The organism is Micromonospora sp. NPDC047793, from assembly GCF_040642635.1.
GTDB lineage: Bacteria > Actinomycetota > Actinomycetes > Mycobacteriales > Micromonosporaceae > Micromonospora.
The window spans coordinates 54,112-75,136 of the sequence record NZ_JBEYSG010000026.1 but is presented as its reverse complement, the minus strand read 5'-3'; the positions used below and the strand labels follow the sequence as shown (position 1 = coordinate 75,136).

The following is a 21,025-nucleotide window of genomic DNA, read 5'->3' as shown; positions in this document are numbered from 1 at the left end:
CACGGACACCTGAAAGTCCCCGTCGACCACGTGCGCCACGGCGTGCGACTGGACCGCTGGGCCGCGCGCCAGCGAGCCGACTACCAGGCACAACGGCTTCCACAGGACCGGGTCCAGTCCTTGACCGAGATCGGCTTCGACTGGACACCCACGACGCGAGCCTGGGAGCGAGGCGTCGCTGCCGCCACCGCGTTCCGTGCCGAGTACGGCCACCTGGACGTGCCCACCGGACATGTGGTCGACGGACTCGACCTCGCCCTCTGGCTAGGGCAACAACGCGGCTACCACCGCAAGGGCACCCTCGCCGCCGAGCGAGTCGCCGCCCTCACCGCCCTCGGGATCGACTGGACCGCCAAACGCCGCCCCTCCTACCAAGACGGCTTCACCGCCCTGCACCACTTCCACGCCACCCACGGCCACATCCGAGTCCCGTACGGCCAGCTCATCAACGGCATCAACCTCTACGATTGGCTCGGCGCCCGCCGCACCGACTACCGACTCGGACGCCTCACCACCGACCGCATCCGCAGCCTTGAAGCACTCGGCATGCAGTGGTCCATCCGGGACGCCACCTGGGAACGCAACCTGGCCACCGCCACCGCCTTCCACCAGCGCGAAGGACACCTGCACCCACCCCGAGGCCACCGCGACGGCGACATCGACCTCTCCCGGTGGATCCACGCCCAACGCGCCGCGCGACGCGACGGCACCCTCTCGCAAGACAGGATCGCCGCCCTCGACGCGATCGACATGCACTGGGAGATACCCAGCGGCTGGAGCGGATTTCACCAGGTCACCGCGAGCCGAAGTAGCCGCTCGCACGGCGACACCGGCCCCACAGCACCTGGCACCGCACCGTCACCTCCAGCCGACCTGGCCCCCCAAACAGGGCAGCCCACCGGATGAGAACGCCTTCTGAACCCGCTGTAACACCCCGCGCACCATGCTGGAGTAGCTATTGACCCGCCTGGAGATCGCCTTACTCAACTTCGAAGCCGGCGGCCTACGACCAGGTCAGGGACGGTACCTGCGACTGCTCGTCGACGCGTTCCATACCGTCGAACACGCCCCCGCGTTGCTGCTGCTCAATGAGGCGAAGTACTGGAGGGAGGACGGGAGCCGACCCTTGCACCAGGCGGCCGAGCTGCTCGCCGACCGGTTCCACACCCGCTACGTCGGTCTGCTCGGGCACGATCCCGACAGCCCCATGCCGTCGGCGATCATCTACGACCCCACCGTGCTGACCCTCCGAAGCTGGCCTGAGGCCGGTGACCCGCACCTGTTCCCCGACAAACGCAACATCGCGGTCTTCGCCGTCACCGACACCGCCGACGTCGAAAGCGACCGCGTCGAGTTCGCCGCGGCCGTCACCCACTGGACACCGCACTGCGGCATCCGCCGCCGCCAACAAGCCGCACTTCTCGACCGCTACGGCACCACCCGCCGACCCGTCATCATCGGCGGGGACCTCAACTCCACCGCCAGCGGCGACCACCTCCCCCAACGGGACTGGACCGCCGCCGACCACCGCACCCGTGCCCAGAAAGGCCGACGCCTACCCGACGGCACCTGGACCGCCGACACCGACGCCGTCGACCACCTCATCGGCCGCTGGAATCCCCACACCCGACAGCGCGACGACGGATGCGGCTTCCACGCCCTCGCCGACCTCGCCTGGCAAACCAACCCGGACACTGAGCTGCTGCCCACCGTCAACGACCAAGACCACGTCGGCGGCGGCCTGCTCATCGACTGGCTCCTCGCCAACACCGCCATGCTCCCGCACGTCATCCCCGACAGCTACCACGTCCACCTACCCCACACCAACCCGCCGCCGTCCGACCACCGCCTCATTACCGCCACCCTGACATTCCCGACAATATCGTCCGGTAAGGGCGGTTGACGATGATGTGGATCTCGGCACCAGTGGAGTCGGAATCAGCGGCTGTCCGGGTGATCCGTGTGGCGCATCGGATCGCAGCCCTCGTGCTCGTCCACACGCCGATCTCGCTGATCGCAGGCGCGGTCACTTACGTGGTGACCGCCACCGCCCTGCGTGCGGTGGCACCGGATCTTCCCACGTCGGCACGCCGGTAACGCGATGACGTAACCCTGACTGTGGGTTGTTTGCCGGACACCGGCGGACTTCATTGACGCCTACGGTGATGGCAACTCCTCAGAGGAGTTTAATGTTCGTCTCGTAGAAGGGAACGCGCTTCAAGGCCCCGCGAAGATTGATAGAGGCCAGTGCGATTAATGATAGGCGTCGTCGCGCGCTAAGGCATCAACCGCCTGTAGCGAGTCACCTCCTCACGTGTTGGTCGCATCTCGGCAGCGTCTACCGACACCACTCACGCTCGGCTGGTGTGCCACACCCATCGCGGCCCCCGTCGTCGCCGAACCTCGTGCTCTCCCTCGGTCGTTGGCACCCGCGAGCCGCGCTGTGCCTCCAAGAAGGCGCTGGACCGCGACTGGGCGCGGATGGCCGCGCCACTTCCGTGAACCCCTGGGCGGGCCATGTGCCAGGCGGCCCATGCCTATCGAGCGAGACCGAATCGACCTCAGGTGTCGCGCCGCTGATCAACGGAGTCGTCCGCCAGTCGAATGCAGGTCACCCCCTCCCGGACATCGCCTGCCAGGCTGACGAGGGGTCACCATTCACTTACTGGAAGCCAGAGTGCTTGGCAGGTTAAGGAGTAGTTTCCGGAAGGCTCGACCGGTCAATACGAGTCCAGCCGAGTCCATCTGGTTGACGCGGCAAGCGTCACTCGGGATATCGTGTCCCTACGTTCGTAGGATCACCCTGCTCGAGAGGAATGCGCGTACCGTGGCGAAGCAGATAATTCAGAAGCTGATCGATGACCTGGACGGCGGAGACGCCGAGGAGACCATCAAGTTCGCTCTCGATGGCGTGCAGTACGAGATTGACCTGTCGAGCAGCAACGCCGGCAAGCTGCGCGAACTGTTCGCTCCCTATGTCGCCCATGGCACGAAGGTCGGCCGAGGCGGAGTGGTAGTCGGTGGACGCGCTGCTCGCGGCCACGGCACGGCCAGCACCGACCGCGAGCAGAACAAAGCGATCCGGGCATGGGCCAAGAAGGCCGGCAAGGACATCTCCGATCGAGGACGAATCCCGCAGGAAATCGTCGACGATTACCACGCGAAGGCCGGCAGGTAAAGGCACACACACGCCGACCCTGCGCGCACCTCGACCGCACCGTAGTCGTGGTCCCGTGACAGCGGCGTCGTCCTGCGCCACCACGCTAGTTATGCCCACACAAGATTCACTGGGCGACGTTCGATGTCGCGGCGTCGGTCGGCGTCGCGTTCACGGATGACGTGTGCCACGTGCGGATGTCCCGCGTTGCCAGCTTGTAGGCGTGAACGAAGTAGTCACGCACGCCGGGATCATCCTTCAAGAAGCAGCCGGAAGAGGACACCGCTGGCGGCTTCGCTTCCCGGACGTTGTGTTCCGTCGGCGGGCGTCTCTAGGCTGCCACCGTCGGGTGGTAGGCGCGAGGCGTTCGAGCGGGGTGATGAGGCGATGTCACTGACCGACACCATCGGCGCCGACCTGCAGGCGATGACCGCGGGTGTAGACCGGTCCCAGCAGGAGACCGCGGCGGTCGACCGCGCCATTGAGCAGATCGCCGCTCGCGCGGTGGCCTCTGGCTTCATCGGTATCACGGCCGGCCTCGGGCGGGTACGAGAGGTGCTCGGGCAAGCCCAATCCCGGTTGAACGAGGCATCGGGCGTCCTGAGTGAGGCATCGCGGTCCGTAGGTTCGGTGGCGCAACAACCATCGCCACAGGAGACCATCGCCGCGCTCACCCCAGTGCTCGCGGCGCTCAATACGGTGGATGGCAGCGTGGCCGCTGCGGCATCCGCTGTCGACGAGGCGCGGCGGCTCACCATGGCGGCGCTGTAGGGCGGTCAGCCCGGTCCGACGCTGGCGCGTCTGCAGCAGGTGATGCAGATCCTCGCGGCTGTCTGTACTCGCAGGACTGAGGCCCAAGGCCGGGTCGACGCGGCGCTGGCGCAGGCACGGCAGGTCGGTGAGCTGGGAAACTGACCATGGGCGGTGGTCGCGACCTCAGCTCACCGCCCACCCCACGCGACACCGCCACGAGTGCGACCGAAGACGCCCCATCCGCGCGGCTGCCCGAGTGGCTGACGGACGCCGCCCGAGACCTGCCTTGGCGGCAGGCGAAGGATCCGACCTCCGGTGTGGCGCTGATCAACGGGCAGCGGATACCTATGAAGTCTGGCCGTGACCCGGCTGCCGCCGTCGACCTCAAACCGGCGTATCAGCTCATCGCTACCACGACCGATCATCTGGAGGCCAAGCTCGCGGCCCGGATGCGTCGCGACCACGTCACCCAGGCGGCCGTGGTGACGAACAACCCGCCCTGCGACTACACCCCCTACGGCTGCGAGAAGATCCTCTCCCGGCTACTGCCAGCCGGCGCGCAGATGGACGTGTTCGTACGCGACGATGACGGGCAGGTACGCCACTGGCGCACCTACACCGGCAACGGAAAGGCGATCGGATGAAGGTGACCTGGACCTACGACCGGGGCGACCACCGCGACAACCACGAAACCGACCTGACCGACGCCGATGCCCTGGAAGCCCTCCTACGCGAGATCGACCAGGCCGGCGAGCCTGTCGTCGTCACGATCTTCAGCGACATCACCGACGACCCCGACGACCTGCCACCCGGCCTGCAGATCGGCCTCGGCCACCGCACCCACGCCTTCGCGGTCCACATCGCCGACGACGGCGGCTACCTCAACGACCCCACCGTGCCACCACCGGACCAGCAACTCCACTTCGACCTCGGCGGTGTACCCACCGAGTACCCCACCGAACACCTGCGGCTGCGACCAGACACCGCCATACAGGTAGCAGGCACCTTCCTCAAGACCGGCGGAACACCACCACACCTGCCCTGTCCTGAGTAGCCGCGGCGAGATCGGGTGGGGTGGCTGGCGGCAGGGGCACTGAGGGCAGTCCGCTGACGCCGGCCGGGAGATCGACCGTCTCCTGTCTTTCGTGTCCAGGGATTTGGCGCCCTTCGGGCACCTTCACGCCTCCGTTCTTCGGAATTCGCGAACTCCTGCGAATGTGGTTGCCGCTCCTGCAAGGAACTGTAGCGAGCCGGAGATCAGCGAATACCAGGCGTCGCCCCGAGTGAGAGCCAAGGCCGATCCTGTAAACCAGAGGAGCGCGAAATTCAGAAAGCCGCAGCCGATCAGTCTTCGTCGGTTCCGCATCAGAAGACCACCCTCGCTGTCTGTGAAGTTGACGGCCACGTCCATCCGCGATCGGTGGCGGCCGAACCTCGTCGAGGCCGTCGAGTCACGTCTGCAAGATCCGCGATCTTGTGGAGGCGGAGGCTCCCAGCGTGGTCGACAGTCACCGCTCTCGCTCCACGAGCGCGCGCGACCGGAGCAAAGACTCCGGGCAGGACGGCAGGGATGAGCCCCATCAAGCCGGTGGCCAACAGGATCCAGTGGGTCACTCGGTGTCGCCCGTGGCTGTACGCGACCGCCGCCCTGCGGCTAGCACACTGACCATCAACAACCACACCAGCAAGACTTCGTCGAAACGATGGGGCAGTGCCTGCCCCCGCACCTCGCTGAACTCTTCCAGCGCTCCGATGGTCGCTAATGCTGACAAGCCGGATAAGCCAGTCAACGAAATCGTCAATAGCCGACGCGAGGTGTGGACAGCCATTTCCGCCCTCCTCGGCGACGGCTTGAACTCGGCGCTGCCAGTACACCAGCCGTGGCCCGCGTGGATCATCCACCGTCCGCCTAAGGATGTCGGCAGATGCCACGCGGACTCCGTCTGACCCGTCGCGTGCACCGCCCACAAGCGGCGAGCGCGCTTTCCGTCGGGGATCTCGGTGAGTGGGTTTCAGCAGCGGACGGCGCTGTCGCTGACCGCGTCACGCGGCGGAACGGTGTCCGCCCTCCGCCTCAAGGTCGCCGACGCGGTGGCGCCGGCGGGGGATGAGTTTGGTGGTGGCTTCGGCGGTGGAGTGTTTGAGTTCCTGGAGCACGCTGGTGTAGGTGTCGGCGGTCAGTTTGTAGCTGGCGTGTCCGAGGGTGTCTTGGATCTCCTTGATGCCCGCTCCGGCGGCGAGCATCAGGGTGGCGGCGGTGTGTCGCAGGTCGTGGAACCGGATGGGTGGGAGTCCGGCGTTGGTGACGTGCCGGTCGAAGCGGGTGGTGATCAGTTCGGGGTGCCATGGGCGTCCGTCGCGGCGGACGAAGAAGACGTCGCTGTGATGCCACCGGTCTCCGGCGGAGAGTTTCCAGGCGGCGCGCCGGGTGAGGTACTCGCGTAGCCCCGCCACCGTGTCCTTGGCCAGCGGCACCACTCGGTCACCGGCGGCGGACTTGACCGCCTTCTCGATGACCTTGTAGCCGACGCTGGTGCGTTGGTCGACGATGGTCAACTCGTTGGCGGTCAGGTCGACGTCGTAGTCGTGGAGTCCGGCGAGTTCACCGCGGCGGGGTCCGCGGTGCACGGCGAGGTCGAACAGAGTGGACAGCTCCAGGTCGTGGGCGTCGACGTAGTCGAGGAACTCGCCGACCTGCTGTGGGGTCCACACCATCACCGGGCTGGGACGTCGGCCGGTGTGACGCCACCGGTTGACCGCGGAGGCGGTCCAGAGTCGCGGCTTGGGTGGGGCACCGGAGCGCAGGATCACCGACTCCGCCGGGTTGTGGTCGACGAGCCTGTGCCGGTAGAGGCGACGGGCGTCGTTGAGTGCCTTGCGGAGGGTGGCCAGGATGCGGTGCATGCTCGCCGGTCCGACCGTCCGCACCCCCTTGACGCTGTCCCGCACGGACTGCAGCGTGCTTTGGCGGGCGGTGAGGATCTCGGCGTTGCGTGCCTCGATGCCGGCGAACACCGACTGGATGTGCCCGGCGGTGAGGGTGTGCAGCGGTACGTCGCCGAGCTTGGGGATCCAGTACTTGTTGATGTGGTCGCGGTAGCTGCGCATGGTGGCCGGTGCGAGGCCGGTGACGTCGGTGATCCAGGTGGTGAGATAGACGCCGAGGGTCAACGGCGTACCGGCACCGGCCGTGGGCGTACCGGCGTCGCCGCTTGCTGGGGTGGTGTGGAGGTCGCGGGCGAGGGTGTCGCGGTCGGGTAGCGGTTCACCGTGCCGGAGGCGATGCAGCAGATCGGCCACGTGACGGCGCAGAAGTCTGTCGGTGCCGCCGAGGTCGAGCAGCGCCTGCGCGCGGTCGCGTTCGGTGGCGGCGGCGGCGCGGCTGTCGAACCCGGCCCGCCGTAACTGCCGTCTGGCCCCGGTGGCGTCGGGTGGGAGTTCGAGTTGGTACGCCCACATGCCGTGGTGCGGGTTCCATCCGTTGCCGCGGCGCAGCCTGGGGCACTTCACGCCGAGGCGCTTGCCGTTGTGGCGGCAGCCGCAGCGTTTGGTGATGGATCCATCGGCCATCGGAACAAGGTCTCCTTCGTGCCGATGCCGCACGGGGCATCGGATTGTCGGGTGTCGTTGGATGGTGATCCACGCTCGGTCGCGGGGACGGGTCAAGTCACCTGCGGTGGACGGTTGAAGTCGGTGGCGGTGAGGATGGCGATGATGGCCGGCACGGACACCCGGTAGCGGGAGCCGATCCTCATGACCGGTATCGGCAGCCTGTTGGACCGGGCCAGCTCGTAGGCGCTGGACCGCGACAGACCGAAGATGGCGCCCGCGGTGGCGACATCGGTGGTCGTGCCGAGCGCGCGAACCTTGTCGAGGCTCCACGCGCCACTGCCCGACGTCGATGTAGTCGATGTAGAGGTCGAGGGTCGGTCGGATGACATGACTACTCCTTGAATGGCAGTGAAAGTCGGTCGGGGATCTGGCGCGCCCAGAACGGGGCCAGCCCCGAGGATCAGTCGGTATGCCGGAATCGAGGTCGGCGGCGCCAGCCGTGCGGCGCCTGCGGATGCGGCGGAAGGCTGCTGAACGCGGGATCTGGAGTCCACGGAGATGCGCCGGCTGCTGGCGGAGCACGGGCTGGAGATCACCGCGGGCAAGATGTCGGCGCTGTGGACGACCACGCCGACGTCGATCCGCTTAGACGACCTCGACGTGCTCTGCGCCGTGCTGAACTGCACCCCGGCGGAGCTGCTGCTGTACGAGCCGCAGCAGGTGAAGGCCCGCCGTGACGAGCTCAAACGGGCCGCCAACGCCGACATCGCGCCGACCGGCAGTCAGGTCGTACCGCGGCTGGGCCGTCATCGATCCCTGCCTCCGGCACGACGACGGCGCCGCCCAGCGTCCACGCTGCGCGCCTGACCCGTTGCACCGTCTGCCGGCAGCCGCCGGTGGCCATGCGCAGAACGGGACGGTTTGCCCGGCGCCGGACGCCCAGCCGTAGGCACACCTGCCGGATCGGGTCGTGGCTGCGGGACTTCTCGTCGATGTCGATCTTTCGACGAGATGTGACACAATCGACCAGTCCGGTCGACGGAGGGTGAGCTTGATGTCTGACGTTGAGTTGATCCTAAATGCGTTGATGGTCGGCGCGGCAGCCGGCACGACGGCCGGCGTGACCTCGGCCGCACAGTCCGTGGTCGTAGACGCCTACACCGGATTGCGGGATCTGCTAAGCCGGGCATTTGTCCGGGAAGGTCGGTCGGATGCGGTGCTGGAGGCGGTCGAGGCGGAGCCCGGCGCCTGGCAGAGCGACGTCAGCGAGGCCCTCACCATCGCCCGCGCCGGTGAGGACCCTCAGGTCCTCGCCGCTGCACAGGCGCTCCTGGCCGCAGCCGATCCGGCCGGGCGGCAGGCAGGCAAATACCGGATAGGAACATCAACGATCAGCGGCGGGCATGTCGGGGACACCATCAATCAGGTCACCAACAACTTGGGAGCGACGGGCGAGTTCCACGCCCAGGTCAGCTTCGGCGCCACTTCGATCCCCCCAGCCCAGCCGGGTGTGGCGTAGGGTCACCCATCCCCGGCGCACCGACCGACCTGGCCCAGCGTTCCACGAACGTCAACTTGGGCGCACAGGGAACCTTCCGCGGCCCCGTCACCGTCCATCACCACCAGTACGCAGCGGAGTCTGGACCAGCTCCGGTTCAGGTGGTGCACGGCCTGCCCCCAGGCATTGCCACGTTCACCGGTCGCGGCGAGCAAATCCGGGAAATCACCGATTCCATCACCCCCCTCACCGGCGGCGTGGTGGCCATCCACGCGGTCGATGGCATGCCTGGGGTCGGTAAGACCGCGTTGGCCCGCCACGTCGCGCACCTGGTGGCTGACAGATTCCCGGACGGGCAGCTGTTTGTCGACCTGCATGCCCACAGCCCGGACAGGGCCCCGTCCGAGCCGGGCGATGTCCTCGCCGGGCTGCTGGCCGCGACCGGCTTGACCGCCGAACACATCCCCGAAGGCACGTCGGCCCGCGCGGACCGGTGGCGCGACCGGATGGCAGGAAAGCGGCTGCTACTCGTTCTGGACAACGCCGCCACCGGCGAACAGGTCGCCCCGCTGCTACCCGGCTCAGCGGGCTGTCTCGTTCTGATCACCAGCCGCCGCCGGCTGGCCGGGCTGCGCCGCGACTACGGGGCCACAATTCTGCCCCTCGAAGTCCTGCCCGAATCCGAGGCTGTCGCCTTGTTCACCCGCGTCCACCCCCACCGGCTCGATGCTGCCGGGCAGGCCGCTGTGGTCCGCCTGGTTCGCCTCTGTGGCTACCTGCCGCTGGCCATCACTGTCCTCGCCTCCGGTATCGGCACCGATGGGCAGGCCGGCGGTGTCACCGATGTCCTGGCCGACCTGGAAGTCACTCAGGACCGTCTCGCCGGCATCGACGAGTACCGCGACAGCCTGGAACTTGGGGTTGCCGCCGTGTTCGACCTGTCTTACCAGCGGCTGACCGCAGAACAGCAACGTGTTCTGCGGCTGCTGAGCCTCACACCGGGCACCGATGTCGACCTCTACGCTGCAGCCGCCCTCACCGATTTGCCGGTCACCGCAGTCCAGAGGCATCTGCGGGACCTGTACACCCACCACCTGGCCGAGCAGCCCGCTCACCACCGTTACCGGCTCCATGATCTGATCAACCTCTACGCCCGCGCCCACACCATCACCGACGAAGCCGACGCGGCCGCCGGCCGGTTGCTGGACTTCTACCAGCACACCGCCGCCATCGCCGCGACGCGAATTCGGCGCCGGGGCACGACGCCCCGCCACACCACCACTCCTGCATGCACTAGCCCCATACCAGACCTACCCGACCAAGCTCAAGCCGCAGCATGGCTCCGCGCCGAACGCGCTAACCTGGCCGCCTGCGTCGCCTACACCCGCCGGCACAGCCAACACGCCCGCACCGTCGACCTGGCCGCCAGCTTCGCCGCTTTCCTCCGCCAAGACGGTCCATGGACCGACGGCATAGCCCTCCAGACCGACGTCCTGGCCATCGTCAGGGGGTTCGGTGATCGCAACGGAGAGGCCTGGACCCTCAGCGAGCTGGGCAACCTGCGGGTGGCGACCGGTGACTACCCGCAGGCCACCGTCCTGCTGGAGCGTGCGCTGACCATCCATCTGGACATTGGTGACCGCCACGGCGAGGCGTACACAGTCACCGAGCTGGGCTGCCTTCGTCGGTTGACCGGTGACTACCTGCAGGCCGCTACGCTGTTGGAGCGTGCACTGACCGTCTTCCGGGGCTTCCGTGACCGCAACGGAGAGTCCTGGGTCCTCTGCGAGCTGGCCAATCTGCGGCGGCTCACCGGTGACTACCCGCAGGCCACCGCCCTACAGGAGCAGTCGCTGACCATTCGCCTGGATATCGCTGACCGCCACGGCGAGGCCTGGACCCTCGCCGAGCTGGGCAGAATTTGGCGGCTGGCTGGTGACTACCTGCAGGCCGGTGCCCTGTTGGAGCGTGCACTGACCGTCTTCCGGGGCTTCCGTGACCGCAACGGAGAGTCCTGGGTCCTCTGCGAGCTGGCCAATCTGCGGCGGCTCACTGGTGACTACCCGCAGGCCACCGTTCTGCTGCAGAAGGCGCTGACAATTGCCCGGGATCTCGGCGACCGCCAGACTGAGTCCGAGGTGCTTAACTACCAGGGGGAACTGTTGCGGAGCTCGGGCAATTCTGAGCAAGCGCGAGCATGTCACGTCCAAGCACTTCGACTGGCCCGTGAGGCAGGAAGCCCCCTCGACGAGGCGCGGGCGTCGGCGGGTATTGGTCGATGTGCGGTCGCCACCGGTGTCATCGACGGTATCGCCGACATGAGACGGGCCCTAGAGATCTTCCGGCGTCTCGGCGCGGCCGAGGCCGCCGAACTGGCGGCTGAAATCGACGCGCTCAGCTGACTTCTTCGCCTAGCCCAGCACGTCGGTCGCAGCGCGCAGGCTGTTCACCAAGCGTTGCTGGCCTTGTCTGACCAGACCTCTGGCGGCGACATCGCCGTTATGGACGAAGGGCGCCCTGGAAACGCGGTCATCCACACACCCGGGGCACCCTTCAGTGCGCCATCACGAAGCTCAGCACCCGGCGGAGCAGGAAGTGTCGTGCGGCCCAAGGCACGCTGCGCCCCTTCGCAGGGTCCCGGACCGGCACCTCGATGTAGAGTCAGCTACTGCTGACGCCACTCCAATTCATGGCTCTCAGCACTTCGGAAATCGCGAACTCACGACCTTTCTGGGTGTAGGTGACCAGGCGCCGGTAGCCCCGCGCTCGGGCGGCCCGCCACGTCGCCGCGTACAGCAGTCAGTTCGCGTCGCGGGTGCCGTCGGTGGCGACCCCGGTCACTTCGACCTGGGTGTGTGCTGCGGCTACGAGCGGTAGTGGCCCCCGTCGCCACGTCTCGCAGTGTGCTGTTCCCGCAGCTGCTGGAGGCTGACGCCGTCCTCGGTGCGGAAGGCTGGCCAGCCGGCGGCGGGATAGCCGACGATCGCCCTGGTGGCGCTGTCCGGCGTGGGGCAAATCCGGCCTTGCTCGGTGATGAGGTTGCCGTGGACATCGACAGTGACGGTGTGCTGCTCACCGATGCGCGGCCGGTTCCAGACCAGACGCTGACCGGGTTGCAACATTCCGGCGCGTACGAGCGCGCCGAGCGGTGGCTTCGCATTCCAGGCCCGTCGGTGCCCACCCGACATGAGCCTCGGTCCCTCCAGATTCAGGTTCAAGACACCGCGTAGGACATCGTTGAAGGTGTCCCCCGTGCGGCCCAGTTCACGCAGCGTCGCATGGACCTGATCGTCGATGTCTATCTGGTGCACGGCGGCCGTCCTTTCCCTTGAACAGCGTGCAGGGTCCGACGCCGATGGACCGGGACCGGTCCCATTCACGCTCGTCTCACGGGGATAGGCAAGTCCGCCGCGGCATCCGTTGCCGGCCCGCTGCAACAGCGTGCGGGCATTCCTCAGGTTCGAATATCCGCGGTTGCGGTTAGCGTCAGGCCGTCGTCGAGCATCCGTGCGTCCGGACGCCCGACGACGGCGACGCCGACCAGGACGTCGTCCTGGTCGGCGGTCCCGATGCTGAACTTGGGGTCCACGTGGCGGCCGGTGATGCCGATGCCAGTCCTCGACGAAGCTGCTGGCTTGGGCGAAGGTGACCGGCACGGTGTGTAGGCGGCTCACCCGCCGTCCTCGCTCGGCGTGTGGTGGGGCAGATGTGGGGCGAGTCGGTGCAGCGCCTCGTCGTGGAACGCGGGGCTGATGTCGACGCCCAGGTACCGGCGGCCGAGGTGCAGCGCGGCGAGACCGGTCGTGCCGGCGCCACCCGTGGTACGCACACGTTCTAATCAACCGCAACGCCTTTGACCGTGGGAATACGCGGAAGTGTGGCTCCGTGACTCTTTCGGCGGTTGCCCGCATCTTTAGGCGGCACCTTGAAGTTCAAAGGGTGTCGAAGGGATGCGTGCGGTGATGAGCGGACGTCCAGGGCTACGGCTCGTCCAGGGAACAGTGGCGGTTGCGGTGGCGACCGGTGAAATCGAGCAGCCATGGGCGTTTCAGGCCCGGTGTGTCGGCGGCTGGGTCTCCAGCATGGTGGCGCGTAACTTCAGCGCGCTCACGATCGAGAACGACAATGCCACCCTGGACCGGTTTCTGGAGTTGGCGGGCCAGACGGCATGGGAGTTGACCCCCGCCGACGTGGATCGGGTAGTCGAGGCACTGGTCGCCAGGGGCACGGGGTCGGTGACGCGCCGAGACTATGTGAGGACGTTTCGTCAGTTCTTCCGCTACCTTCTGGCGCGGCACGCTGTTGAGATCGAGCAGCGGTTCGGGGTGCGGCTGCAGGATCCGATCGACGAGTTCCACGCTGGCCGGCATGTGGACGACACGACCGCGATCGTGCCTCCGACGCCGGAGCGGATGGATGAGTTCTTCGCCTTCATCCGCACCCGTATGGGCGTGGCCCGCAAGTGGGCGCCGTGGGCGCGTGACTATGCGCTGTATCGGACCTTGTACCACGCCGGGCTGCGGGCGTCTGAAGTCACCAAGCTGGAGATCCGCGACGTGCACTTCGACCGCGGTCCGTTCGGCAAGCTGCACGTGCGGTTCGGCAAAGCGGCCAAGGGGTCGGGACCGCGTCCGCGCTGGGTGCCGATGCTGGACGACCTGCACCTGATCTTGCGCTGGTACCTGCGCGATGTGCGGCCACGCTTTCGCAAGAACGAGCCGACATTGTTCTGTGACGAGGGTGGCGGCCTGCTCAGCAGCGGTACCGTCCGCAACCGGTTGAAGTATCTGCTGAAGGTGGAAGGACACGGCCGGGAGAACGGGTTCAGCCCGCATGCCCTGCGCCACGGCTGCGCTACACGCAACTACGAGCGCGGCGTCGATCTGGTAGCCATTCAACAGATGCTCGGACATTGGCATGTAGGTACCACGATGGGTTATGTGACGCCTTCCGCGACGTTCATCGAGGATGCGTACCGCAGCGCGGTCAGCGCCACGTTGAACGAGTTGACCGGCGAGCACGGCACGAATAAGGAGTAGCGCCATGCGAATTCGGTGGAGGCTGCGGATGGCAGCCGCCCAGCGCGAGGTGTGGACAGGCGCGCAGCTACGCCGACTGCTTATCGACAAGGCCGGACACGAACTGTCCTCCGCGTCGATCTCCGCGTTGATGACCAAGCAGCCAAACCAGGTGAAGCTTGAGACCCTCGCCGCACTGTGCACCGCGCTGCAATGCACCCCCAACGACCTCATCGAGGTCGACACCAGTCCGGTGACGCAACCCATCGCACCAACCCAAACCCGGACGATCGCCCGGACAGCCGGTGAGCAGATCAGCCCGGCCGGCCGCACCCCGCCGCCGTTCTGACCATGACCGGACTCAGCGACATCCGACGCGCGGGCCTGTGCACCGACTGCGGCACGAACGGCATCTTCGCCGCCCAGCGCTGCCGTCGCTGCTACACCGCCGCCGACGTCACCATCAGCTGCTCGCGCTGCGGTGCCCAATCACGCGCCACCCCCGGCCGGCTGCGATTGTGCGGCGACTGCCACGACCTGCAGCCGCAGCTGCTGTCGCGATGGCTGGACAACCGCAGCTCGGTCCGCAACGGACAACTGCCGACGTGGTTCTTCACCGCCGCGACCGAATGGGTCGCGATATCGCATTCCAAGCAGGTGATCCGACATCTGCTACGCGTTGAAAAGACTCATCCTCGCCGGCGTCTGCACGCCGGACGAGCTACTCGCGACGCTGAGCCGCGAACCCGGAGGCCGCAGCACCGCAGCCATTCTCGGAGACTTCTTCACCCGCCACGGCGTCCCCACCGACGGTCCCGACGCCGCGGTGGATGCCTGGCGGCAAGGACGACTGGACCGCCTCCCGGCCAGGCTTCAGCCCGCCGGCCAGCAGTTCGTCAACTACCTGGTCAGCCAGCAACGCCGCCCGCTCCTGTACGGCGGGGCCAGCCTCAGCGACAAGACGATCGCCTACCGCATCAACGTCCTACTCCAGCTCGCCGACCATCTCGACACCCGAGGCGTCGACGACTGGGCTGCCGTGACCGCAGAGGATCTGGAAACGTTCCTCACCGTCAACACCGCCCAGCGAATCCCGGCCCTGCGAGACTTCTTCGCCTTCACTCGACGCCGAAAGATCACGCTGATCAATCCCGCCGCCCACCTGCGCCGCAGCCAACGCAAGGGATACGCCGGACTGCTGATCAACCACACCCGCCAGCGGCAATTACTGCACCGCTGGCAGCGGGACGATACTGACCCCCGCGAGCGAGTCGTCGGGCTGCTATGCCTCATCCACGCAGCCAGCAACGAGGACGTGCGGATGCTCAGCCTTGACGACATCGACCTCGACCGGGCAACCGTCCGTCTACGTAACCGGCGTCATCCCGTACCGCTCGACCCGCTGACCGTTGAGGCGATCCGCGTCTGCCTTCAACAACGTCCGACAACCGCCACAGACAACCGATTCCTGCTCGTCACCCACCACACTCGGCAGCACAACCGGCCATGCTCCATCGGCTTCCCCGTCCGGGCACTAACCAAGGTCGGCGTCACGCCCCAAGCTCTGCGCCAAACCCGGCTATCCGACCTCGCCCAGCGTGCCGACCCACGCATGATGGCCGAGGCCATCGGGATCACCAAGGAGGCCGCCGCGCACTACATCATTGGCAACGTGCACCGCGCGGAGGACGCCTTCCCAGGCGCTGGTGATCAGCCGCCGAAGGAACACGACGAATAGTGCGGCCCGATTTGACGTCAGTGCGTCGCGTCGAACCGAGTGGCGCTGGACTTGTCGATTGCGTGAGTCTCCATCTGGCGGCGGGCCGGCGGGGCACAGCTGGGGGTATTCCGCAATGCGGCTGCGCAGCGTTTTGACGGTCTCCCTCGGCGAGGTCGGCACCATCGCCGACGTCGTCAACGACACCGGCGGTGCGGTCCCCCACCGCCAAGTCCAAGTCGTCGCCTACCCTGACCTGGTGGTGACGTTCCTCTGAACCCGGCGCTCACGATCTGGTCAGCGGCTCATCGGCGGTCACCGCGGCGGTCAGCTGGCGGCGTACCCGCAGGCGGTCAGTGCCGGAGAGCTTGAGATAGTGCTGTTCGCCGAGCCTCAGCGCGATCCCGAGCATGTCGTGCAGTATCTCCGCGGGCATCGCCGCCAACTGGTCAGCAATCGTCACCAGATCTTCCTCGTAGCCGCGGGAGAGTAGGACGTTGTGCGCGGCGATGCGGGTCTTTCGGGCTCCGTTCCGGCGCATCAGCAGCAGGAATTCGACAGTGCCCGGCGCCCGGCAGTGCAGCAGCGCCCACGCGACCTCCCGGCCCACATAACCGTTTTCCATGCCGGACCGGGCCGTCAGTTCGGCGAGGACGGCGTCGGGTTCGACCTGGGTCAGAGCCGTTGCGGCGGCCACACGGCTGGACGGTCCTAAATGTACGAAGAGGCCGCTGCCCGGTGTGTACTGCTGTTCGGTCTCCACCTCCGTCTCACCCCGCAGGCAAGCGAGCAGAACCTCTCTGACGTCCGGCTCCTGCTCGCGTCCGCGCAACGCCTCGATCGCTGCCACGACCACGCCCTCGTGTTCGCCGGGCATACGGATCCGCTCGAGTAACGCGACCGTCAGCCCGGTGTCGTCGCGGCCTGCGCACGCGCCCACGGCGAGCCGCCGCACCTGCGGGGCCCTGTCCCGCAGCGCGGCCGGCAGGATCTCAGCGAGGCCGGGCGGATCCGCCTCGACGAGCGCTTCCATGGCGCTCGCCCGAATACCGTCGTGCGGGTCCGCGAGCAGTGCGGTGATCGCCGCGACCAGCCGCTCGTCACGGCGCCCGAAGGCGGCCACCAGCGCCGGTCCGACGAGCGCCACGTCGCCGCTGCTCAGCAGGCCGAGCAGCGCGTCATCGATGTCGGCCGGGCGCATCGCGCGCAGCACCCGCGCGGCTCTGTGCTGCGGGCCACCCGGATGCCTCAGTCGTTGCACGAGTGCGTCCACCAGTTCGGGTGTCGGTGCGACGGGCCCGGTGTCACGGCCGAAGTGATCGAGGGTGTCGTCGCGATCGATGACCTGGCACAGGTAGGCTGCGGTGAAACCGGGTGCCTGCGATCCGCAGCGGTCGAGGGCGGCGCGAGCCGCCTGCGCGTCCGCGTCGCGGCGATGACCGGCTGGTCCGTCCCAGATGATTATGTCGTCGCCCGCGGCCGCCGCTGCCAAGTAGGTGTCCAGGCGCCGCAGTAGCAGGGCTTCCGCGCGCGGATGCAGCGGAGACTTCACGGCCTTTGCCGCCGCGACGAAGACGTCAGGATCCTCGTCCGCGAGCCCGGCGAGAATCATCTCAAGGGCTTCCGGACCGGCGCCGTGCAGCACGGCGTAGCAGGCGGCGCGGACCGCCGCCGGCTGGTCAGCGGCCAGACAGGGCGCGACGGTCTGGACCCGCAGCGCTACAGGGAGGGCCCGCAGCGATGCAGCACATGCCTCGGCCACCCGCCACCGCTCGTCGGAAGCCCTCTCCAGCAGCGCCCGTAGCACGGACGGCGACGTTCGTCCCGCCAGGGCCTTCGCGGCCTCCACCACGACCTGCTCGTCCGTGTCATCGAGCCGGGCCAGCAGATGGGCCGTCGACGGCGGTGTGTCGACGGCCGCGAGACTGCGCACTGCGGCCAGGCGCACGCCCTCGTCCGGATCCTCGGTGAGCCGCAACAGCGGGCGGACCACGGCCGCCGCGGGCACGGAGATCCCCCGCAGCGCTGTCACGACCGTCCACCGCAGGTCGGGATGCCGGACCGCCCGGTCCAGTTCCTGGTGCAGCGTGTCCCGGGCGGCCGGGGTGAGCAAGTCCGCGGCCTGCGGATGTTCGGAGATCACCCGGATCTCCATCAGCCAGGCCTGCCGGAAGGCGTCGTCGTCGCGGTCGCTGAGCCAACCCACCAGCCGTCTCGCCTCGTCCGCCTCGAGCAAACCACCGAGCATCGAGATGACCTGGAGCCATTCGGGGTCGAACCACAGGTGACATTCGATGATCTCCCACCGGTCCGGTTCGTCGAGGGCAGCCAAGTAGCAGGCGACGAGGTACTCGGCGAACGTCCGGTGGGCGAACAGGTAGCGGGCGCGGCGTCCCCGTGAAGCGTCGCCTTCGGGGACGAGGATGCCCAGGTCGACCACGAGCTGGTCGACAACCTGACCGGCGGTGCCGCCCAGTTCCCGCAGCATCGGCGACTCCCGGATGATCCTGGTGAGCGCGTCGCCGGGCATCAGGTCGGCCCAGCCGCTCCCTCGGGCCGCGAAATGGAAGGCGACACCTTGGAGCAGGTCCAACAGCGCCTGGTCGGCCGGGCCAGAACGGTCGGGGCCACGGTGTGGTCGTTCGAGGAACCAGCGCAACATCCGCCCGTACAGATCAGTCCTGGTCCTTGGAATGTCCTGGCCGTTACCGGCCAGCGAGCAGAGCAGGCCGAGCAACAGCGGAATCCTCGCCATTCCCGCCACCGCGGGATCGGTGACGGCCTTGAGCAGGCGTCCCCTGGCCGGATCGTCAAGACCCCAGGCGTGCACATAGGCCACGACCTGTTCGCCGGTCAGCGACAACAGCTCGATCTCCGCCGCGTCCGGGCTCTCGATACCGGTGTATCCGGCGATGCGGCTGGTCACTAGCCACCGCGGGGCGCCGGGCCGGCGGCAGCAGGCGGCGAGCGCCGCGCGGACCCGCTGTCGTGCGGCCGGGTCGGGCACCTCGTCGAGCCCGTCGACGAGCAGCACGGCACGGCCGGCGTCGACCTGCTCGGCGAAGTACGTCTGCGACCGCTCGGCGAGCTGATCCTGGCTGACGGCGTGCCGGGCGGCGGCGTCGCCGAGGGATCGTCCTAGCACCTCGGCTAGCTGGTCCGCCCGGATCGGGACCGGAACGACGGCGTCGCGGTCCTCGTCGAGGGCTTGCAGCGCCTCCATCGCCAGGCGGACGGTCTCGTTGCGAACCAGCCACGACTTGCCGAGTCCCGGGTCGGAGAGCACCACGATCCACGGGGCGGAGTTCCGCAGCTCGGTCCACGACCGTTCGGTCCCTGAATCGGCGTCGTCGAGTCCGGCAAACTCCACCGGCGGCTGGTAGGCGCGGTCGGTCTGCTCGCCGGAGCTGCGGTCGGCGAGACGAGCCTTGAGCCGTACCCGCACCCGCTGGTGCAGGTGCGCGGCCCGGTCGTGCGGCAGGAACGGGGGAAGGGTGCCGCGGGTGTCACGCAGCACGGCGCGCAGGTAGTCCAGCAGGTCACGTCGGCGCTGACGGGGGCCGGCCGGTTCGAGGCCCGCGTCGTGGTGATCGGCGCGCCGTCGGTAGAGCAGCTGGGCGAGGTCGCGCAGGTCGGACTGAGTGACCGCGGCGCGTGTCAGCTCCTGCCACAGGTGCTGCGGGAACGCGTGGACGAACTCCTCGATCGACAGGGTCTGTTCCAGCATGTCCGGGTCGCGGCCGGCGTCGCGCAGGGCGTCCCGGAGCGCTTCGCCGAACAGCCGCTGGTTCTCCGGTGACGGCGCGGCGATCACCGCCATGAGGCGCTCGGCGACATCGGCGGTGAAGACGGGCCCCCAGTCCGCAGCCACGGCGTCCATCCACTCCGGCGACGCCGCGAGGTCCTCGTGGCACGCGGCGGCGAAGGCGGTGGACAGCGCTCTCGCGGACACGTGGCCGAGAGCCACCCGTTCGGGGTCGCGACGGTTGTGCTGATGCGCGCCGGTCGCCGCGACGGCGTCCGCGATGATGTTGCCCAGAGCACCGAGACCCACCGTCACCAGCACTTCCAGCATGCGACTCCTCCTCCTCCTCGGCCCGAACCCACTATCAGCCTAGGGCGGTCACCGCTCAGCCTTTCAGCAAAGAATCCGAGTCCTTGAACCGGCGCATGACCGGCTGGCTGTCTTCACGGAACATGCGCCAGAACCCCGTTCACAGGAACGAAGCCATTGGAGCCCGAGGCGCCACGCCGAGACGTCGTTCGGTTCCACCTGTGGACAGAAGGCAGCAACTCGCACACCTTGGCTGGAACGTATGCGTTTTGGAGAACGGGTCCAGGACCACGCCGTCGGGCGGGCAGCCGGCCGCGATCGCCCGCAGCGGCAGGTCGATCGGGAACGGCGCCACATGCGATCCCCGGTAGGGGCGGGTCGCGATCCGCCACACGTCGCCTGGGTTGCGTCCCTTCGGATGGGCGGCGGTGTGGGCGTGGCCGAGCGGAACGAGGTTTCCCCGCCCGGCCCGAGGCTCGACCCGACTCTCCTCCGCGCCGTACTTGGCGGCGCCGTAGGCGGTGGTACCGCGGCGGCGTGCGGTCGCCCCGATCCCGCCGGTGCGGCCTTTGCGGGATCCGCCGATGATCCGGGTTCCGTCAGCGGCCTGCGGTCTGGCCAGCGGGATCCGAATCGGGTCGAGGTGAAGTAGTAGGAGTGGGATCGGGTGAGCAGGAACAACAGTTCGTAGCTGGCGGACAGGCGGTCGCGGACGGACTCGGGCATCGGGTTGCTCTTGGCCCAGATGACCGCGTTGCGCAGCCACCACCCGCGCGATTGCAGGGCGAAGGCGACCCGCCAGGGCACCCCGACCAGGTTTTTCGGAGGGAGCATGTCCTGGACGCGCGGCCTGGCGGGTCGCAACCCGCCGGGTTGCGGCCGACCGGCCTTGAGGCCGCCTGCGGCGCTGCTGTAGCAGTCGCCGAGGTTGACCCAGCAGGTCCCTGTCGGTGTGAGGACTCGTTTGGCCTGCTCGAAGACCGCGACGAGGTTGTCGAGGTAGTCGTCCAGGGTGGCTTCGAGTCCGTACTGCGGGTCGACCCACCGGGCGCGGCAGGCCGGGCAGGTGATGCCGTCGGTGCGGCGGGTCCGGCCGAGCGGGTGCGGGCAGGCCGGGTCGCCGCCGCTCCAGGCGCCGGTGCCGTAGTCACGCAACCCCCAGAACGGTGGGCTGGTGACGACGCAGTCGACGCTGGCGTCGGGCATCGCGGCGAGCACCCGGCAGGCGTCGCCGAGATACAGCTCGACCGGGCCGAGTCGCCGATATCGGTAGTCG

At 68.0% G+C, this 21,025-nt stretch carries 19 protein-coding genes and 3 pseudogenes; 13 read left to right on the top strand and 9 right to left on the bottom strand.

The window, feature by feature from the left end; genetic code table 11:
* The 6 genes and pseudogenes from ABZ738_RS30770 to ABZ738_RS30745 all read left to right on the top strand — a co-directional run.
* Positions 1-906, top strand: a 906-nt coding sequence (locus tag ABZ738_RS30770; RefSeq protein ID WP_357219097.1) for a helicase associated domain-containing protein, incomplete at its 5' end; no start/stop codon positions are given.
* Between the two features lie 52 nt (positions 907-958).
* Positions 959-1,903, top strand: coding sequence for an endonuclease/exonuclease/phosphatase family protein (locus ABZ738_RS30765; protein ID WP_357219094.1), 945 nt, complete (start codon positions 959-961; stop codon positions 1,901-1,903).
* A gap of 924 nt (positions 1,904-2,827) precedes the next feature.
* Positions 2,828-3,178, top strand: a complete 351-nt coding sequence (locus ABZ738_RS30760) for an Lsr2 family protein (RefSeq protein ID WP_357219091.1) — start codon at positions 2,828-2,830, stop codon at positions 3,176-3,178.
* Positions 3,179-3,544: 366 nt separating this feature from the next.
* Positions 3,545-4,072: pseudogene (locus ABZ738_RS30755) on the top strand (DUF6244 family protein).
* A gap of 2 nt (positions 4,073-4,074) precedes the next feature.
* Positions 4,075-4,554 (top strand): DddA-like double-stranded DNA deaminase toxin, encoded by a 480-nt coding sequence (locus tag ABZ738_RS30750; protein ID WP_357219088.1) that lies wholly within the window; start codon positions 4,075-4,077, stop codon positions 4,552-4,554.
* Positions 4,551-4,964: an Imm1 family immunity protein gene (locus ABZ738_RS30745; RefSeq protein ID WP_357219085.1), complete on the top strand. Its 414-nt coding sequence runs from the start codon at positions 4,551-4,553 to the stop codon at positions 4,962-4,964. Before ABZ738_RS30750 ends, ABZ738_RS30745 begins: the two co-directional genes overlap by 4 nt.
* A gap of 556 nt (positions 4,965-5,520) precedes the next feature.
* Here ABZ738_RS30745 and ABZ738_RS30740 read toward each other — a convergent pair.
* The 3 genes from ABZ738_RS30740 to ABZ738_RS30730 all read right to left on the bottom strand — a co-directional run bounded on the left by ABZ738_RS30740 (position 5,521) and on the right by ABZ738_RS30730 (position 7,851).
* The gene (locus ABZ738_RS30740; RefSeq protein WP_357219082.1) at positions 5,521-5,739 is read right to left on the bottom strand and encodes a hypothetical protein; all 219 of its coding nucleotides are present in this window, start codon (positions 5,737-5,739) and stop codon (positions 5,521-5,523) included.
* Between the two features lie 214 nt (positions 5,740-5,953).
* Positions 5,954-7,480 (bottom strand): tyrosine-type recombinase/integrase, encoded by a 1,527-nt coding sequence (locus ABZ738_RS30735; protein ID WP_357219079.1) that lies wholly within the window; start codon positions 7,478-7,480, stop codon positions 5,954-5,956.
* A 92-nt stretch (positions 7,481-7,572) separates the two neighbouring features.
* Entirely contained in the window at positions 7,573-7,851 is a 279-nt protein-coding gene (locus ABZ738_RS30730) for a helix-turn-helix domain-containing protein (RefSeq protein WP_357219076.1), read from the bottom strand.
* A gap of 125 nt (positions 7,852-7,976) precedes the next feature.
* Here ABZ738_RS30730 and ABZ738_RS30725 point away from each other — a divergent pair.
* From ABZ738_RS30725 to ABZ738_RS30715, 3 genes and pseudogenes are all read left to right on the top strand, one after another.
* A pseudogene (locus tag ABZ738_RS30725) lies at positions 7,977-8,329 on the top strand (helix-turn-helix transcriptional regulator).
* Positions 8,330-8,516: 187 nt separating this feature from the next.
* On the top strand, positions 8,517-8,981 hold the full coding sequence (locus ABZ738_RS30720) for a hypothetical protein (protein WP_357219073.1): 465 nt from the start codon (positions 8,517-8,519) through the stop codon (positions 8,979-8,981).
* Between the two features lie 143 nt (positions 8,982-9,124).
* Complete coding sequence (locus tag ABZ738_RS30715) at positions 9,125-11,362, top strand: tetratricopeptide repeat protein (RefSeq protein WP_357219070.1); 2,238 nt, start codon at positions 9,125-9,127, stop codon at positions 11,360-11,362.
* Between the two features lie 462 nt (positions 11,363-11,824).
* Here the strand turns inward: ABZ738_RS30715 and ABZ738_RS30710 are convergent, their stop codons facing one another.
* The 3 genes from ABZ738_RS30710 to ABZ738_RS30700 form a co-directional block, all read right to left on the bottom strand.
* On the bottom strand, positions 11,825-12,271 hold the full coding sequence (locus ABZ738_RS30710) for a hypothetical protein (RefSeq protein WP_357219067.1): 447 nt from the start codon (positions 12,269-12,271) through the stop codon (positions 11,825-11,827).
* Positions 12,272-12,414: 143 nt separating this feature from the next.
* Positions 12,415-12,549: a hypothetical protein gene (locus tag ABZ738_RS30705; RefSeq protein ID WP_357219064.1), complete on the bottom strand. Its 135-nt coding sequence runs from the start codon at positions 12,547-12,549 to the stop codon at positions 12,415-12,417.
* A gap of 81 nt (positions 12,550-12,630) precedes the next feature.
* The gene (locus tag ABZ738_RS30700; protein ID WP_357219061.1) at positions 12,631-12,789 is read right to left on the bottom strand and encodes a hypothetical protein; all 159 of its coding nucleotides are present in this window, start codon (positions 12,787-12,789) and stop codon (positions 12,631-12,633) included.
* A gap of 121 nt (positions 12,790-12,910) precedes the next feature.
* Here ABZ738_RS30700 and ABZ738_RS30695 point away from each other — a divergent pair, with 121 nt between their 5' ends.
* The 4 genes from ABZ738_RS30695 to ABZ738_RS30680 all read left to right on the top strand — a co-directional run bounded on the left by ABZ738_RS30695 (position 12,911) and on the right by ABZ738_RS30680 (position 15,972).
* On the top strand, positions 12,911-13,999 hold the full coding sequence (locus ABZ738_RS30695; protein WP_357219058.1) for a tyrosine-type recombinase/integrase: 1,089 nt from the start codon (positions 12,911-12,913) through the stop codon (positions 13,997-13,999).
* A gap of 28 nt (positions 14,000-14,027) precedes the next feature.
* Positions 14,028-14,327: a helix-turn-helix transcriptional regulator gene (locus ABZ738_RS30690; protein WP_357219054.1), complete on the top strand. Its 300-nt coding sequence runs from the start codon at positions 14,028-14,030 to the stop codon at positions 14,325-14,327.
* A 330-nt stretch (positions 14,328-14,657) separates the two neighbouring features.
* Positions 14,658-15,716, top strand: a complete 1,059-nt coding sequence (locus ABZ738_RS30685; protein ID WP_357219051.1) for a hypothetical protein — start codon at positions 14,658-14,660, stop codon at positions 15,714-15,716.
* 115 nt (positions 15,717-15,831) lie between these two features.
* Positions 15,832-15,972: a hypothetical protein gene (locus ABZ738_RS30680; RefSeq protein WP_357219049.1), complete on the top strand. Its 141-nt coding sequence runs from the start codon at positions 15,832-15,834 to the stop codon at positions 15,970-15,972.
* 9 nt (positions 15,973-15,981) lie between these two features.
* Here the strand turns inward: ABZ738_RS30680 and ABZ738_RS30675 are convergent, their stop codons facing one another.
* From ABZ738_RS30675 to ABZ738_RS30665, 3 genes and pseudogenes are all read right to left on the bottom strand, one after another.
* On the bottom strand, positions 15,982-19,770 hold the full coding sequence (locus ABZ738_RS30675) for a HEAT repeat domain-containing protein (protein WP_357219046.1): 3,789 nt from the start codon (positions 19,768-19,770) through the stop codon (positions 15,982-15,984).
* A gap of 139 nt (positions 19,771-19,909) precedes the next feature.
* The gene (locus ABZ738_RS30670) at positions 19,910-20,143 is read right to left on the bottom strand and encodes a hypothetical protein (protein WP_357219102.1); all 234 of its coding nucleotides are present in this window, start codon (positions 20,141-20,143) and stop codon (positions 19,910-19,912) included.
* Between the two features lie 260 nt (positions 20,144-20,403).
* Positions 20,404-20,955, bottom strand: a pseudogene (locus ABZ738_RS30665) (DNA methyltransferase); the annotation flags it as partial.
* Positions 20,956-21,025 lie beyond the last annotated feature (70 nt).